The organism is Paenibacillus sp. LHD-38 (assembly GCF_031157315.1).
In the GTDB taxonomy this organism is placed as follows: Bacteria; Bacillota; Bacilli; order Paenibacillales; family Paenibacillaceae; genus Pristimantibacillus.
The window spans coordinates 1-18,092 of the sequence record NZ_JAVIFU010000009.1; the positions used below are offsets into that span (position 1 = coordinate 1).

The 18,092-nt window shown below is 45.7% G+C and carries 10 protein-coding genes and 1 pseudogene; all 11 read right to left on the minus strand.

The annotated features are described in order from the left end of the window. A pseudogene (locus RCO25_RS09620) lies at positions 1-242 on the minus strand (ABC transporter permease); the annotation flags it as partial. Positions 243-347: 105 nt separating this feature from the next. Continuing rightward, the gene (locus tag RCO25_RS09625) at positions 348-1,997 is read right to left on the minus strand and encodes an ABC transporter substrate-binding protein (RefSeq protein ID WP_308995932.1); all 1,650 of its coding nucleotides are present in this window, start codon (positions 1,995-1,997) and stop codon (positions 348-350) included. Between the two features lie 348 nt (positions 1,998-2,345). After that, a complete protein-coding gene (locus RCO25_RS09630; protein ID WP_308995933.1) occupies positions 2,346-3,467 on the minus strand; it encodes a GntR family transcriptional regulator in 1,122 nt (373 codons plus the stop codon). A gap of 139 nt (positions 3,468-3,606) precedes the next feature. Continuing rightward, positions 3,607-5,988: an alpha-L-rhamnosidase-related protein gene (locus RCO25_RS09635; protein ID WP_308995934.1), complete on the minus strand. Its 2,382-nt coding sequence runs from the start codon at positions 5,986-5,988 to the stop codon at positions 3,607-3,609. A 37-nt stretch (positions 5,989-6,025) separates the two neighbouring features. Further along, positions 6,026-7,762 carry a glycoside hydrolase family 71/99 protein gene (locus tag RCO25_RS09640; protein WP_308995935.1) on the minus strand — a complete coding sequence of 579 codons (1,737 nt, stop codon included), beginning with the start codon at positions 7,760-7,762 and terminating at the stop codon, positions 6,026-6,028. A 321-nt stretch (positions 7,763-8,083) separates the two neighbouring features. Continuing rightward, positions 8,084-12,043, minus strand: a complete 3,960-nt coding sequence (locus RCO25_RS09645) for a DUF5722 domain-containing protein (RefSeq protein ID WP_308995936.1) — start codon at positions 12,041-12,043, stop codon at positions 8,084-8,086. A gap of 298 nt (positions 12,044-12,341) precedes the next feature. After that, positions 12,342-13,880, minus strand: a complete 1,539-nt coding sequence (gene garD / locus RCO25_RS09650; protein WP_308995937.1) for a galactarate dehydratase — start codon at positions 13,878-13,880, stop codon at positions 12,342-12,344. 18 nt (positions 13,881-13,898) lie between these two features. Further along, positions 13,899-15,053, minus strand: a complete 1,155-nt coding sequence (locus RCO25_RS09655; protein WP_308995938.1) for a glycerate kinase — start codon at positions 15,051-15,053, stop codon at positions 13,899-13,901. Positions 15,054-15,086: 33 nt separating this feature from the next. Next, complete coding sequence (gene garR / locus RCO25_RS09660) at positions 15,087-15,974, minus strand: 2-hydroxy-3-oxopropionate reductase (RefSeq protein WP_308995939.1); 888 nt, start codon at positions 15,972-15,974, stop codon at positions 15,087-15,089. 54 nt (positions 15,975-16,028) lie between these two features. Then, positions 16,029-16,919 (minus strand): dihydrodipicolinate synthase family protein, encoded by an 891-nt coding sequence (locus tag RCO25_RS09665; protein WP_308995940.1) that lies wholly within the window; start codon positions 16,917-16,919, stop codon positions 16,029-16,031. A gap of 45 nt (positions 16,920-16,964) precedes the next feature. Continuing rightward, positions 16,965-18,077, minus strand: coding sequence for a glycoside hydrolase family 88/105 protein (locus RCO25_RS09670; RefSeq protein WP_308995941.1), 1,113 nt, complete (start codon positions 18,075-18,077; stop codon positions 16,965-16,967). Positions 18,078-18,092 lie beyond the last annotated feature (15 nt).

The window sequence follows — 18,092 nt, forward strand, 5'->3', positions numbered from 1 at the left end:
AGTTCAACTCCTGTGACAACATTGCCTGTTTTCACTTCAAATAGTTGGTTTCCATCTGCGTCATACATTAAAGCTTGATTACTGTGCGTACCAATTGCCAGACGCTTGCCATCCTCCGCCACAGATATGGAGGTAATATTTCCCGCTCCTTCGATGGACCAATTGCCTTCAGCCAAAGCTGCCTGCGGGATAACGCCCAGAAGCAGTAATAATGCCAAAAACGCCCATGCGCTTTTTCTCATGATGGTCCTCCCTTTCTTTCTGTCATTGGGACAGCAATTGCCGTATTCTTAAAAATAATGTTCAATCTGCACAGGCGACAGCCTGTGCAGATTGAAGCTAGCGCATTAACGTTCTGGCGGTCTGCGTTCTGGGTTCTCTATATCGGACAATTCCCGTTTCATAGATTTCATAGCAGGTTCCAGGTACTTATCAATATTAGCTTGGAGCTGCTCCATATATTGATCCGTTGTTATTTTGCCTGCAAAGTAACGTTGCACTAAGCCTACCCAATCTTGGACAGATGGTTGATAATCCCACATTCCGCGAGCTATATTGTTTGCTGCACTATTATAACCCTCGGTATTACCGATCGGCTCAAAGTCAGCAAAAGCAACATTCATGTCTTCAGGCAGTACAATGTCTTTAAGGGCTGGAGCACCGGAAAGGGCCGCATCGGTACTATTTTGAACAGCCTCTGCATATACGCCATATCCTTCAGGACTAGTCAAATACATCATAAAATCCATATTCAATTCATTTTGTTGCGCATCCTTATTTACGATTCCGTAGAAGCCAATAGGAATTTGAATGGTACGAGCAGGTGCCATTACCTCTGGACCTTCCATTGATGGCATATTGAAGAATCCATATTCAAACGGCTTCACGCCGCCTGTTGCGCCTGTTTTCGTCTCATCAGCAAAGTCTTTAGGCAATTGCCAGTAAGATCCCGGTGTACCTACCATTGTTGCTGCCTTTCCTGTTAAGAAGAGGTTATAGGATTGCTCCTCCTTAACTCCGAAGAAACCATCAGGAACATAGCTGAACAATGTCTTCAAGTTCTCGGAATAAGCTTTCCATTGCGGATTTCCAGCGATTTTGAATGGACCTTCTTTATCTTTAACCGCTTTCCAGAGCCTCATTTCGTTTTTCGTCACATTACTGTTCGAATCATTATAAGGATCAGTTAGATCATAAGTATAGGTGTCATCTATACCTGGAACGAATGAGTAGTCTTGATCCTGAGAACGAATCACATTAATATAATCCCGCAAATATTGGTCAGCATAGATACGCACTAGCCACCCCGCTTGGCCGCTCCACATCGATTTGGCATCGCCTGCTAGAGCTAGCGGTGTGTATCCCGCTTCTTTCACTTTTTTGAAGGCTTCAATCAGCTCATTGAACGTTTTAGGAACTTCAGTAATGCCTACCTTTTGGAATATTTCTTTATTGTATACCCATACAATTTGTACGGATTCAAAGTTAAGATTGTAGAGTACATCCTCAGCGCTTACTCCCTCCAAATTGATACCCATAGCTTTGAGGTCAAGGTTTTCTTTCCAAGATTTACCTGTGTAACTGTTTATTTTATCAAAGTATGGATAGTAGTTCGTGAATTTGCCGTCATTTAGCAATCCGAGCACTTCGTTATTGTTAACAATATCAACATCCGGATCACCTGCTGCGAATTGTGCTGTCAACCACTCTTTGTACCCTTCAGCTGGTTTATTATCTACCTTTACCTTCACTGCTGGATTCTTTTTCATATAGGCATCAGCTACCGCATTCCAAACTGAGGACGAAGCACCCATTAAGGAAATATTGATATTACCGGCAAGCGTTGAAGCTGGTGTTTCAGTTTCCGCTGGCGCTTTGGTTTCAGCAGCATTTGTCCCACCGTTTTTCCCTGATGAATCATCTTTGGTGCAAGCCGTCAATATAGACAGCAGCATTACGATGCTCAAGAGAATTGCAAATCCTTTTCTTTTGATCATGTTAGTCTCCCCTTGCCCTTATTTTTTGAAAATTAAGCGCTTCCATGGCGAGTCTAAAAAAAAGCGCCGCTCAGCAGAAAAGTATAGATTTCATTATATTGTATACTTTATAATACAAAGTATACTATTATAGAATGCTTTTTGCAACAACTTTTTGACTAAAAATGTATGCTTAGCAATCACTTAACTTTTCATAATTTTATCAAGCGTAAACGGTTGTCGCCGTCCTCTGTGGCAAAAGCTGACGTTTCGCGGTGATATATAAGCACATTTATAAGTGAAAACTTATAAATTCTTATATATTAAAAAAAGCTCCCGTTACTAGGGAGCCCTACTGTTTTCTCTATTCTACTTCCCTTTTCGCTTGGAAGAAACCGGAGCTGTACTGTCTCTCAAAACTAGTGTGGGAACGATCTCGTCTTTCACCAATTGATTGTCACCAGCCTTGAGCTCAAACAAGAGAATCTCTGCGGCACGCTCGCCTAGCTTCCTCGTATTCTGATTGATAGTCGATAGCCTTGGGTAAGAATACTCACTTATCTTCACATCATCGAAGCCCATAATGCTAATATCTTCGGGAACTTTCATGCCCAAGCTTCTAGCAGCATTCATGGCACCGATCGCTTTATAATCACTTGTGGCAAATACCGCAGTAGGTGGTTCAGGCAGCGCCATTAAGGCCCTAAAACCCTCATCACCCATCACTACTCGTTCATCAGCTCCGGCAATAACCGCAATTAGATCGGAATCAAACGGCACCTGATGCTGAGATAAGGCAAGGCGATAGCCCTGCAGCCTTAGAGAGAACTCTTGGTTTAAATCCACTATGGAGTTTCCAGTCAATATAACACCAATTCGCTTATGCCCAAGAGATAGCAAATGTTGTGTGGCCAGATAGCCTCCTGTAAGATTATCCACGATTACATAGGGTATACCCAAGTGAGGGTAATAGAAGTGAACCGTTATAATAAGCCGTTTTTCTTCCTGCCAAGCTGTAAGTCGTCGCGACAACTCGAAATCATTGTTCGAAGTAATTAAAATAATGGCGGACTGGGGATCATTAGGCAACTTGTAGTCTTCACCCATATCCCACATATAAAAGGAAATATCATTCTCATCACACACTTGCTTGATGCCTTCGAACATATCTGTAAAGAACGGATGATTAAACGAGCTCACTTCATAGTTGCGATGCGCTAAATAAATAGTACGAATTTTATGAGTTTCAGTGGAAGACGGATTCTCAGAAACGAAGCTGCCCTTGCCTCGAACCCGGTATACAAAACCTTCCTGCACGAGATCGGATAATGCCCTGCGGGAAGTAATTTCACTCGTATTATACTCCTTCGCTAACTCTATTTGAGTCGGAAGAGAATCATGCGGTTTAAGCTCTCCTTCAATAATTTTGCGTTTAATATCATTCATTATATATTGATACATCGGAGTCTTGTCCGTCTTATCGATACCCATCCAACCATCACTCCTTACTAAATTAAATTAAGTATACTTTAACAATAATGTTTGCGCAAGAAAAAAGGCAGCGCTAGACCAAGCCAGTCAGCACTACCCTTGCAATTACGGGTACCATTTCAACTCATTAATCCAAGTACTAGATCATGCCAACCACTTGTTCCATTACAGTTATAATACCAGTAACTCGAGCTCTCGCATCATCCATTGCTACTGTTAATTCCTCTACTCCACGCGCTGTCCATGAGATTTCCTTCGGTAAGCTTACCTCATACTTGATCACGCCGTCCTCTCCAATTCTCCATTCAGCCTGGATATCCCCTAGTTGTGTTGGAATATTTCCTTCTGCCCATTCAATGCCTTTTACCGCTGTAGGCTGCAGTCTAACGATTCCACTGCCAAGCTCAGATACATCAACCCCAAGCAATTGCTCACTTAGCAAATACGTAGGCGATGCCCCCCATCCATGACATAGACTAACGGGAATAGAGTCCTGTAAGTAAGTTGGCGTATGACCTAAATAAGGACTTGGCGTCGTAACAAACGGCAAAGACGGATCGAATGTCTCCCACCAAGTTGTAGCCCCTCTATCCAGCATGGAACCCCAATAATCACGAACTTGAGCAATTGCGGCTTCTGCGAATCCAAAGCGGAATAACGTCTCCAATACGATATGATAGAAAAACGCACCGCGAATCCGAGGCAATCGATCCTTCAAATAATAGTTCTGAACAAAGTCTCTCACTTCAATCTCATCCATGATACCCGACCACGCTGCAGCGAAGTTAGTCTGAGCGGTTACACTTGTTGATAAACCTTCACTGGTTAGACAGTCCGCATAGACCGTTGTACCTGGTACTCGAAGCAGATTGCGAATCGTGCTGCGAAGGTTGATCGCTTTTTCCCGGAATCCTGCCGCAGCCTTGAATTCCCCCAACTCCTCAGCCATTAAGGCTGAGGTATTCAGAAACTTATAATAGAAACTGGAAATAGCTGTCACGCGATCTTTCCGTTCAATATCATCTGACCAGTCGATGAAACACCACCAGCCTTCACGATCCGCATTTGCGAACAATCCCGATGCATCTTCCTGATCAGCAAACCAATCAACCAGACGATTCACATAAGGCCATACCTCATGTAGAAAAGCAGTATCTTTCGTATAAGTGTAGTACTCCCATACACCGAAGAGCCAATGTGCGCAAAAATCAGGCAACAGGAATGAATTATGCTGTGGACCCGTTCCAGGTATCGAACCGTCATCATTCTGAATTCGTGCTGATTGCAGTAATGACTTACGAACGAGCGCTGGATCATCGAATGTTTGATAAACTACCTTGGCCATGACGACCGAGTCAGCTACCCATAACGCTCCCTCACGGTATGGACAATCCTCAAAGTGGTTCTGACTGTTAACGATTGTCGTATAACGACCCGTGTCCCAGATTCGGTTCAGTCTTTCATCGCTGCAGCGGAAGCTCCCTCCATCAACATATGGATAATGAACGAACCGAACATGCAGGCTTCTTACTTCAAGAGGAACCGGTGTAGCCATTACAGCAACCTTCATATAACGAAATGCCCTTCTCCCGAACGGAGACAGCCGATTATTTCCCTTGCGGAGAAGGTAAGTGTCCATCAGAGCTACTTCCAGCGATTCCCCAAAATATAATTGCAGAACGCCGCCTTCTTCCGAAAACACTTCTAGTTCCGGATAGCCTACCATTTCAGCTCCGAAATCATAAGTGATTTGCGGAATCGAACCTGGTACGGATGCATCTATGGTAATGAACTCTTCCAGTCCGAGCTGCTTCTTCGATAGTGGTGCCTCCGGTGATCGTATCTCCCCTGTAAAAGGCTCAGATGATACAACAGAAATAGGTGATACAAGCGTTTCCCTCAGAAAAGGAATCTCGCGCGGCATTAGTCTCGGCCATGGGGAATCAGATTTCTCTGCTTCTGCCACTGCAACAGCAAATGGCCATGAATCATCCTCATAATCCGATTGCTCCCATCCATCCTCTTGGGAGAGGTCCATTATTTCACGGTATCCGCCCCAGTAATGAAGACGACTCACTTGCGGCTTCCATCGCGGCGAACGTCTGCACTTCCAGTCCGAGCTGCTCGCAATTGTCCGTATGACGTTGTCTTCTGCTGCATTTGTCTCATAACAGTCAATCTGACAAATAATACCGCCAGGCCCCTGCAATTGCCCAGTTACAATCATATCCTGGCCGAAGTTATATGCAAGGACAGCTATAGAATTGCTTCCCACTCGCAAATAATCAGATACGTCATACGTATCATAAGAAATCCAGGAAAGATCAGCAGGAGTCGGCCCTCTTCCAATCTCAATGCCATTCACATATAACTTATAAAACTGATTAGCCGAAACTCGCAGCTTCGCCTGGCTGAATGCCGAGTCTATAGCAAAGGTTTTACGAGCCTCCACATAAACATTGTTATCAAGAGCGGTCCTTGCTGTCCATATCCACTCCGCCTGCCAGCTTTCCTGTATCATGACGTTCCCCCCGTAATTTAAGCATAAAGGCTAGTTGTTAACTGACTTGCTCTTTTTTATATTTCCTGGATTTATATATATAGTTCAATCTTCCTTCCGGCGCAACATCGCCATATTGAAGGAAATCTGTAATTTCACCGTCATTCTGCATGTGATCCACCCATTTAAATTCTAACCAGATTCCGCCTTTCGTCTCATCTATACCCAATAAAAGATGTGGAAGCTCTAGTTGCAGCTCGTTCCCATTGCAGGCGTAGCGCACTTCCCCCACTGGCTTCCAATTCCAACCGCCAGTGCTCCTCTCTAGCCAAGTTGCTGCATCACTTATAACGTTTCTATTAATAATATACTGATAGCCTTCCCAGCCTGTATTGCTCTCCGTTCTAACACGGATCAGCAGCATCATCCAGTGCCGATCTGTAAATGATGAAATCGGTTCCTTCGTTTGTGCATAAAAGTATAGGCATTCATCGGTATGCGCTGCTTTTAGCGTTACAAAGTCATTTCTCCCCGTATCGTTCGTATAATGAAGATCTCCATAACCGGGGTGGTCACGAGGTACCGTGTCTCCGGCAAAATCTCTGTACTGCTGGGTAACTTGTTGCCATGCGCTAAAATCAGGCCCCATCAGGAGTGGCTTATCCAAATGGAAGCTGCCTTTTCCTTGCTCCGACATTCCCTTGAAACGGCGTACATAACTGATTAATTGCATGTAATAATGGTCACCGTACCCATCCTTCATAGGCTCGATGTCTCTACTGAAGTTCAACGTCGCCTGATCTACAAATAACACGGGATGCTCTTTAGTTCCAGTTAATCGCATGGCGATCCACTCATTCCATCCTGTGACGAACACAATCTGTGGATCTTCCTTAAGTGCGAATTCCCACTGCTCTGCAATATTCATCCCCTGATTTATCGCATCAAACGAAGAGCCCGCTTCACTTGACTCAATTCCATCATGATAGTCTCTGCCCCAATTATCACCATATCCATAAAAAGGCGTATCGCTCATTGCAACGCTTGGATGCTGTGCAACAGAGACATTAATGATTTCCTTCTCACCCTCATCATTATAAAAAACACGCTGCGGACGTTGAAATTCAATCCAAGGAAAACCATTCGTCTTTGCGCCTTCATTAGGCCATTGATTCAGACGGAAGGTAAAGAATTGCCGCTGTTCTTCATCGCATTCTTCGGGATCGCCGATGATAAGCGGCTTGCCCTTCCAATGAAACCATAAATGACGGAAACGACCTGGCTTATAAATATTTTCATAAATTTCTGAGATCGTCTTGCCGGATTCCGTATTTGTGTAGAAAACAAATTGTGGCACTTTGAAGCCCTGTCTATAAATATCATCCATGATCTGGAACAGAATATCATAGACTCGTTTGTAAATTTCAGCATTTGTAGTATCAAATACAAGAAAATCTATACCAGAGCTCGCCAGCATTTGCACATGCTTGCGAAGCACCCATGCATCATCATTTAAGTAATAGCCATACAAGGGCTCACCCCAAAAATGAAATGAACTCGGAGGTCCCCAAGCCGGATGCCTAGGGTCATACACGGCCTCTGGCCAATTAGCAATAATTTGGGTGTTGTCAAAAGGGCCCCATGTCCCATGCTGTCCCAGCCAAAGAAAATAAAATAGACCCACGTAACGATCAGGGCGTATCGGACCTGCTTCCTCACGTGACGGAAGCTCTCTTCCAAGACCGTCAATTCCTCCCCATTGATCGACTAAATAGAGATCATCTATATCGCACATGCTGATTTCCTCCCTCTTATTAGATGATTGCTTACTTCTAATAACAACAGTTTCACAATCCATGATTGATGTTATTATGATATCTATCTAACATCCGCTAAATAAAGTATTCTTTACTTAATTATAATATACTTTATTATAAAATTTTTCAACTAAATATACTCGAATCAATCTCGCTGTATTTTAAAGATAAGCTGCCTTGTCGCAAAAAAAGGACTGCCATGCCTTCGTCTAGGCACAGCAGTCCCTTTCGTTGCCTGTCGCAGTTCACTCCAAGACAATTAATGAATATATAATTCGGTCATTAAATCTATTCTTTTTTTATTTTTGACTCCCAATGTTATCAATTTGGAATTGCGGAGCCCATGCCATCGCATTGCCTATTGCGCGGAATGAGAGTTCAATACCAGTAATTGAATTATGATGTGCCCATTCCGAGGTATCTACTGAAATCCTATTCCATTGATCCGGCGACATGGCTGCTGTGTAAGTAAAAGCTTCCGTCCCGCTTTTGAGCACCACTCGTGTCTCATAAGTAGCGTTTGGCACTCCTCCATAAGAGTTGATGTGATAATAAAATACCGGTGTATCCGTTAAATCAAATGGTGTAGAAGGTGTTACCGTCAGTGTCTTCCAAGCATCCGCCGGAGCAGCCTGTGAATTAGCCGCGAGTGCAAACATGCCATCAATCGGCACAGTAGGTCCGTTGGCAAAGGATCGAACAGCTGCCACGCTTGCCACATTTTCGCCTGCTGTCCATCCCTGCACACCATCCTCGAAGCTATACAACGAACCAGTTGGTTCTTCTACAGAAACCTGGTCTTGCAGGGTGAATTGGAAGCCTCGTGCTTCATACTTCAGCGTTATCTTTGGCACTATGCCTTCTTCCGGTATATATTTAGTCACTTTAAGCGTAACTATCTTGCTTTGTCCCGTTCTAAGGCCTTCTAATGAAATACTGCTCGGAGAAAATTGAATTGTCTTGCTCGATTCCACTTTAATCTTTTTATTCAGCTTGCCCGAGCTATTATTCGTTATGGTCACAGCAATCTCAGAACCAACTTCTAGCTTCTTGGACAACTGGTTCGCAGTTACCTCAAGGTTGACATAATCTTTATTCTCCGTTATCTTTTTAGCGAAAGCTGCCTCATCAATATATAACTCGCCCTTCCAAGGGTCGCCGCCTTCTGTTTGTACCCAGATTTTGATGCGGTCAACCGCTGTGGCGCCCTTCCAATTCCCAAGCGGAAGCGCTAGCTGCTGCCAGTCGGCAGAAGGATCAAGCTTCGCTACCCCCTCTACACTCTTAGTTCCGCTATAAACAATGAATTTAGCATAATAGTCTTTCTCTGAATTCGCGTTAGGCAGCTTAAGCGCTGCTGTGAAATAAGGAGTTTTCTTCACATTGATTGGCCGATCGTATGTCTTCTGCACACCCGCCCAATTTATCCCATAAGGACTGTTTATTGAAGCTTTCAAGAAGCCTCCACCTCTGAATGCATCACCTGTAATATGTTCTACGGAGCTTACTTCATCCGATTCCTCATAGCCTTCTGTACTGGATTCAAATCCACCATCGTTCGTGCTGTTCTCCGTTTTTCGAATGAAATCTAATCCATTCAAGACTGGCTCCGACCGATCATTTAGCTTAGATGGGTCGAAATTCGGAATAACATCTCTCCAGTCGTCAATACCGATGATTGCTTTGGCGAATTCCGTCTCCTCAAGTGATCGACTTGTATCGATATACTTGAACACGTCATAGATGACCTTATGTTGATCAGGAACAGTAACTGAATTGGGTGTATGCGTCCACAAACCGAGGTTCAAGCCCCCTTCTTGCCCATGATCAACATGACGGTGCAGAATAAAAGCATCAATGCCATCCAAGAACTTCACCTTGTAATATGCGTACGCATAAGATGCTGCTTGGATCTCTTGATCAGCTACAGAGTTGCTTAAGCTGTGGAAGCCTTGCTCGGATAAAATAATGCGGCGCATCGCTCCATCAAATAAATATTCAGGCTGCTTCATGTAATCCACGAGAACTTCCAGGTTCTTAAAGGTAATGCGCTTGGTATCAAAAGAGTCCGTTGCCGTTGCATCATTCCAGAACCTCGGATTAAACAGATCTTCCGGATACGGATGAAATGCGACATTCCAAGCAAAATTCCCTTCTGCATCTATTAACTGGGTTAGACGATCCACGATGACCTTGTTATCGTATTTCCACATGGAATCACCTTCTAGGTTCTCATTCCAGAAGTGATCCAATGACACATAGGTTCTCGCATTGGCATACTCCGACTTTACAATCGTATCGATCAGACGGAGTGTCTGTGCGTATTCCCGAGCGTACACCTCCACTGGCTTAGGCCCCATATTGTTCCACACCTTGTTCTGTCCAACCTCATTGCCGACAATATAATTAACAGCTCTGCCGTATTGCTCATTCGCCATAGAATAACGCTCGGCCATGAACTTTGTAGCTGCCTTTACGTACTTAACACCTGCTTCATTCGCTGTATTCAAAGCATATACAATACCTCCCTGTTCCGAATCCGGATGTATTAAATATTCATTCGCCGATTCGGGGTCCCGTGTGTCATACATAATTAGAATGAGTGAAACAAGCGTTTTATTATCAGACAGACTCTTAATCTCGTTATCCATCCGTTCAATTTTGTCCTTACGGAAGTAAAAAGTCTCACCCTCGACTTCGTAAGCGATCGTATTGTCAGGATGGCTATTCGCTTTGTACATGAGCTCGTTATAAGGAACGTTCAGTGCTGCGTGACTAATCCCCAGCTCTTGCGCATCTCCTGTCATTTGCACTTGAAGTCCCTTAATGCTCTGTGCTTGCGGGAATGGCTCTGTATTGCTTGCCATCACTTCTGCATTGATCACATACTGAGGAGCATCAATTGCAATATATTCGCCCTCGACTGTGCGAGCTGCAACTACGAACTTAGAGTAAAGCCGACTGCGTTCACCATCTGATAACCCGATTTCGAATCGGAATGATTGCCCGAGATTCGCTTGGGCGATTGGCGACTTCGCTGCTAGCGCAGATTTCGCATCTTCGTAGGTTGCCAATTCAATCAAGTACAGCTGCTCAGACGGATGCGCATCTACGAATGCTTGATTCAACGTACCATCGATCACCAGTCCTCCGCCTTCAATCCGTGCTTGTGCCTTTCCATCGTAAGGCTTCTCTAGCTGGGCTAACTGCTTAAAGCGAATTTGATCTACTTTTAATATACCTGAAGCAGCTTGCGGGATGATTCGAAACGCAGTCAACATCCCATTCCAGCCTGTATGATCTGAGAAGTTAAGATCCTGTGTAAATTTCCCCTCTGTCGGAATGGTAAATCTTTTCATATTATCATCATTCCAATGACCGTCATCAGAGCGCCATTGCACTACAAGCTCAGAGGCACCTGTACCATTCGTCATTGTCACCGACATGCCATTGCGTTTAGCTGTATCGATCATAATTGCCGGCGACTCCAACAGACCTTGCCCATCCCACGCATAAGTCAGTTCATCGTCTATTGCCTCCACCGTTCCAGCCGGAGCAGTAAAACCTTCCGTTTCTCCCTCTTCATTGAAGCTGAAGTCAATTGCATTAGTCGCACTAATATAATCGATCTGAAAGTGACCATCCCAATAGTCATAGCCTGGTTGATCAGGTGATACATTAGCAAGATCATAATTTTGCATAAAAGAAACTTCCATCTTGGTCACAGCGCTCCGTCCAGCCCATTCATCCAGCTTGATAAACACTCGTTTCCAACTGTCTGGCCGAATCATGGCTACGCTTTCAAAAACGTCGTTGCCGCTATATAAATTGATCTTCAAAACGTAATCAGCTGCGGATTGCCATCCCCAACTATTTGCCGCAAAGGCTAGAAAACGATAGGAAGATAGATCAAGTGGCTGATCGAACTCTCGATAAATCGTTCGCCAATCGTACACCTTTACCTGATTTGGAATTTGCTCTAGCGCTCCGCCGCCCTCATAAGGCCCGTTTGGTCCATTAAGAATGCTTGTTACAAATGTAACCTCTTTCGTATTTGCGCCTGCTTTCCAAGCTGATGCATCCTCCTGAGTATTGAAATCATTAATGATTAGAGCAGGAAATATATCCTGCCCTGTTGTAACATGCTCCGATTCTTGAAGCCCAGGATCATAGGCTCCAGCCGAAGCCGCCGCAGCAAAAATTAGCTGAAGCAACATGACCAATACAACCATAGTCGATATTCCACGCAAACGTGACATAAACAACCTCCTCGATCGATTATATTCATACTTCGCATATAATATATTTTAAAAGTATTCTTATATCAATATACTTTTATAAAAGTATACTTAATTAATACTTTAGACCTATGCAACAGCTCGTCCTACGTTATTTTATAAAAGATACGACAACAAGATTAATTTTATAATCGTTTTCAAACGAAACCAAAAATACCAGTCACCGATTCAAGATCGGCAACTGGTATCTTAGTTAGGTGTTTTATCCCTGTCTCATTTACGGGGGAAGCTCGCTTGTTTCTTTATACAATAAAATAAATCAGGTAACTGGAGCCGGGTTAAACAAGCATAAAGCATTGCGCAATCCCCAGTGGTCTGCCCAAGTCTTCTTTTTCCCGCTTGCTACAGCCAAAATCATGTGAAATATCCCCCAACCGACTTCCTCTATCGTTGCTTCGCCCGTTGCTATCGTTCCAGCATTCACGTCGATTAAATCATGCCACTGTTCCGTTAAAGAGTTTCGGGTAGCTACTTTAATAACAGGTGCCATCGCCAATCCGTAAGGTGTGCCTCTTCCGGTTGTAAACACTTGCATATTTACGCCAGAGGCAAGTTGCAAAGTGCCGCAAACAAAATCGCTCGCAGGTGTTGCCGCAAAAACGAGTCCTTTTTGGGTTGCTTTTTCCCCTGGGGATAATACTCCCACAATGGGACTGCTGCCCGACTTGATAATGGATCCAAGCGACTTCTCTACCACGTTCACCAATCCGCCTCTTTTATTTCCTGGCGACGGATTCGCACTCCGGTCCGCTTGGCCCTTTTCCAAATAATTATCGTACCACTTCATTTCTTGTATCAAGGCTTGGCCCACTTCTTGATTGATTGCCCGCGGCGTTAACAGGTGAACGGCATCACGAACCTCGGTGACCTCCGAAAATAGAACCGTTGCGCCTGCTTGAACCAGCAAATCAGCGGCAAATCCTACTGCCGGGTTTGCCGTTACCCCGGAAAAAGCATCGCTTCCTCCGCATTGCAAGCCAACCACCAGATCGGACACGGGACAAGTTACACGGTGCCGGCGATTCAGCTTTATCAATTTTTGTTCCGCTAAGTTCATAATGGACTGTATCATACTCATAAAACCATGATGATCTTGCAGAGAAACGATGTTGGCCGAGTCTCCGTCCGTGAGCAATCTTTCCGGTATTAACTTCTCGCAACCTAACCCCACCACAAGTACCTCGCCCCCAAAATTGGGATTGGTCGCGATATTTTGTATGGTACGAATCGGAATGATGGCATCAGGAGCATTAATGGCAACTCCGCAGCCATAATTATGAGTTAAAGCCACTACGTCCTCTACATTTTGATAATGGGGAAGCAATTGTTCTTTAATCATTTTTACGGCATAGTCAAGCACCCCTGCAACACATTGCACGCTTGTTGTGATTCCCAGTATATTTTTTGTGCCGACGCTTCCGTCTTCGTTGCGATAGCCTTCAAAAGTATATCCTTCAAGAGGCGGCAGCGGTAATGGTACTTGATTCGCAATCGGCAGCTCGTCTAATTGGGGAGGCGAAGGGAGTCTTACCAACTCTTCCTTCACCCAACTGCCTTTTGGAATCGGGCCTGCCGCATATCCGATCACTTCCCCGTAACGGATAATAGGCTCATCCTGCTCCAAATCCGTCAGGGCTACTTTATGGCCCTGCGGAATGCCGTCTCTAAGTTCAAGTCCGCAAGCAAAGATGCATCCTTTAGCCAAACCACCGGAATTAACGATAATCGCAACATTATCCTTGGCGCTAACCTTTATATAAAGGGGCGCTTCGTTCTGGATTTTTGCTTGCTCAGGCATACCTGCATCCTCCTTGTATCATGATTCTGGTCTCATCGTTATCATCAGGGTACGAATGACCGAAGACACCGCGTGCCGAATTAAAGCCGGTGCATGAATCATAGCCTCATCTAAAGACATAGGTCTTTGAGCAACCCCAACTATGACGTTGATCCCTTGCTCGTATAATGCCTCCACATCGGAAGCAATACCTCCCGATATGCAGATAACAGGCACATTGTGCTTTTTAGCTAACCGGGCTATACCAACGGGTGTTTTTCCAAAGGAGGTTTGATGATCGGTGTGTCCTTCTCCCGTTATCACTAAGTCCATCTGATGTACCCGATTCTCGAAATCAGCGGCTTCCAGCACAATATCGATCCCCCGCGCCATCTTCCCGGGTAAAAAGGCCATTAACCCGCCGCCCAATCCACCGGCAGCTCCAGCCCCCTGAAGATTAGCAATGTCCTTGCCTAATTCGCTTTTTATGACCCGGCTAAGATGAAGCAAACCGTTGTCGAGGCTTCGAACCATTTCAGGTGTTGCGCCTTTTTGCGGACCAAAGACAGTCGAAGCTCCGTTCTCCCCGCACAACGGGTTTGTAACGTCACTGGCGATGATGAACTCGCATTCGGCAATACGCGGGTCCATATCAGAGAGGTCAATTCGGCATATGCTCTCCAGCTCGCCGCCGCCGTAACCTATTTGTTCGCCGTCCTTATTCAAGAAACGCGCCCCGAGAGCTTGAGCCATGCCGACTCCTCCGTCATTGGTCGCACTACCGCCGATACCTATAATCAGCTTACGGCAGCCCAGTCCCATCGCTTCCTGGATCAGCTGCCCTGTACCGTACGTTGTTGTTAACATCGGATTTAACCGCTCCTTGGGTACAAGCAGCAGTCCTGACGCCGAAGCCGCTTCAATTACGGCCGTGTGTCCTTCCTTCATCAATCCTATTTCTGCCTTAACCGGATTTCCCAAGGGACCCGTAACTTCCACTTCATGCAGCCGCCCCCCGATTGCGCAAATAATGGCTTTAACCGTACCTTCCCCGCCGTCAGCTACAGCCATTTTATGAACCTCAGCTTGGGGAAACGCCTCAAGGATTCCTTGTTCCATGAACTCAGCTACCTCATACGCATGAAGGCATCCCTTGTATGAATCAGGTGCAACTAAAATTTTCAAGCCTTTCACCTCGGCATTTGGATTCTTTCAACGGATTACGGCTTACCGCTGCCTGCTCACTTCAATTTCCGCCAATTTTTCATAGTAACGTATTAAGCTGCTATGATCGCAATCCCCCATCTCATTGGCCGTAAGCTCCTGCATCATCTGCATGACCGATGAGGTTAAAGGGAGCGGCACTCCAACCTCTTGCGACGTTTCCAGCACATTGCTGAGATCCTTAATATGCAGGTTGATTCGAAAGCCGGGTTCGAAATGGCGGTCCATCACAAGGGGAGCCTTCGCATCCAGCACGTTGCTTCCTGCCAAACCGCCTCGAATCGCCTGAAACACTAATTCCGGCTCAACGCCAACCTTAGCAGCCAGCACCAGTGCTTCCGACATAGCCGCTATGTTAATCGCCACAATGATCTGATTGGCGAGTTTGGCTACATTTCCTGCGCCAATGTCTCCCGTTCTTACAACGGAGGCTGCCATGGCCTTCATCACATCGAAGCACTTATCGAACACCTCTTCGCTTCCTCCGACCATGACGGAAAGCGTCCCTTCGATTGCCTTCGGCTCGCCTCCGCTCACGGGAGCATCCAGCATGTGAATCCCCTTCTCCGCCAACCTGCCGGCAATCTCCTGACTTGCAAGAGGCGCAATGGAGCTCATATCCACGACAACGCAGCCGGGTTTAGCTCCTTCTATCACGCCATCCGATCCCAGCACGACCTCCTTCACCTGCGGGGAGTTAGGCAGCATCGTAATGACGATATCCGCTTTCTCTGCCACCTCTTTAGGTGTGTCAGCCTGCGCGGCTCCAGCGGCTACCAGCTCGGCAGCGCCTTTGTTCTTTGCCAAGACGACAAGCTCGTAGCCCGCTTTAAGTAAATTTTTGCTCATCGGCTTTCCCATAATGCCCAGTCCAATGAATCCAACTTTCATCAATTCCGCGCTCCCCTTTGGTTATGATCGAAGATTCCTATCACGCCCTTACCCTTAAAGAGCGCCCATTTGCCGTAAAATATCCCTCAGCTTATCACGGTTTGTATCAGAGCAAGCGGTATTGGGAAGAATCGAGCCGCCTACAGGAACCCCTATGAGATTCATAGCCTCTTTCGTAATGACCGGGAAGCTTGCAAGATTAAATGCCATTCGAAGCGGAGCCAGCTTAAATTGGGCTTCCAATGCGCCCGGCAAATCTCCGGCCGCATATTTATCGTAAATCTCAACGACGAGCGACGGCACGATATTCGCGGTTGATGCCACACAACCCACTGCGCCGTATACGAAAGAGCCCAATATCATGACATCCCGGCCAGCCATTACCCGGAAGCCTTTGTGCCTGGTTCTCCGAATATACTCCGCGGTTAAGGTCAAATCTCCGCTGCTGTCCTTAACCCCGACGATGTTTGGAATATCGGCAAGTCTTTCGATCAGATTGGCGGATATATTATTGCCGACACGATCCGGATTATTGTAGAGCAGGACCGGCAGCGACGTCGATCCGGCTATCGTGTCAAAATGCCGATAAAGCTCTTCTTCCGAAGGTGTCAAAAACATAGGCGGCAAAATCGTTAACGCTTGCGCTCCAAGCCTCTCGCCCATTTTGGCAAGCTTCACGCATTCTTTTGTCGTTATGGCCCCAATCCCCATATAAAGCGGTACGCGCCCTGCTATCTGATCAATCGTAATGGAGACGGCGCGCTCTTGCTGCTCATGATCCAATCCATAAAATTCTCCATTGCTGCCTAAAGACAGTATCCCGTGAACGCCGCCGGCAATTACGTGTTCAATCACATTGCGAAGCCCCTGCTCTTCCACACATTCCTCTGAATCCACCGGTGTAACGATCGGCGGGATTACACCGCCAATCCAGCTTGTATCCATATGGTTTCTCCTTTATATGTTTCATAGTTTAAATAAACGAAATGATCATAAGCCGCGCCGTTTGATTTCATTGTAGGCCATGAACAGAGGCGCCACACCATGACCGTTATTATCAACTACTTCTTCTGAGTAGATATAATACTCTAGACTGCCGTCTCGAACTTCTCCGGTTTCCGGCTTTTTCCCAAGACCGGCGCTTCGGCAAATCCCGCCTAGTAATACTTCGCCTGCTTCTTCCCTCAAATAACGGGCGATTGTCCCGTTAAACGCCTGTAAACCGTATACGGCATACTCCTCTGGCACATATCCCAATCTCGCGCCTTTCAAAATGGCATAAGCTAACATCAGCGTTCCGCTGGATTCGAGATAATTGTCCGGATGGTCCGCCCTATCCACGACCTGATACCACATGCCCTCATTATGCCTGTAAGGCAGCATGTCATCTATAAGCTCCTTCAAATAGGCTTTGAGGATACCGGTATCTGCCGGCTCTCCTTCCAGCAGCTCCAGTACATCTACCAGCGCCATCGCGAACCAGCCGACCGCACGCCCCCATACATTCGGCGATTGCCCTGTCGTTTTATCGCACCAGAAAATATGGCGGCTCTCATCATAAGCGTGGCTGTACAACCGCTTTTGTTCGTTATATATATATTGGCGGACATTTTGGAACTGTTGAATCGTATCGGAATAGTCCTTTTTCTCTGCGAATTGCTTCACGTACTGGACAAGAAACGGCTGCCCCATATACAATCCATCGAGCCAAACCTGATAGGGATAGTTTTCTTTATGCCAGAAAGACCCGGAATTCGTTCTCGGATAAGATTCTAGCTGTTGATACAGCAAATCCATTACTCTTTTATATTTGGGCTCCTGCTCTCTTTGAAATAAAGGAAACAAAATAACAGCCATCCTGATTTGATCGATATTATAGCTGTTCATTCGAATTTCATGAATATTCCCGCTCGAATCAAATAGCTGCTCTATAAAGCCTTTCACAAAGTCGTACTCCATTTTGCAGCCGGTTTGCTCATAGCTGTCCAAATACGCCTTTAAGATACAGCCCTCGATATAATGCCACCTTACCGAAAACCATTTCCCGCCCGACATATATTGTTCTTTCAGTCTATCTACCAATTCATAAGTCAATAGAGGCACCTCCGCGATAGGTCA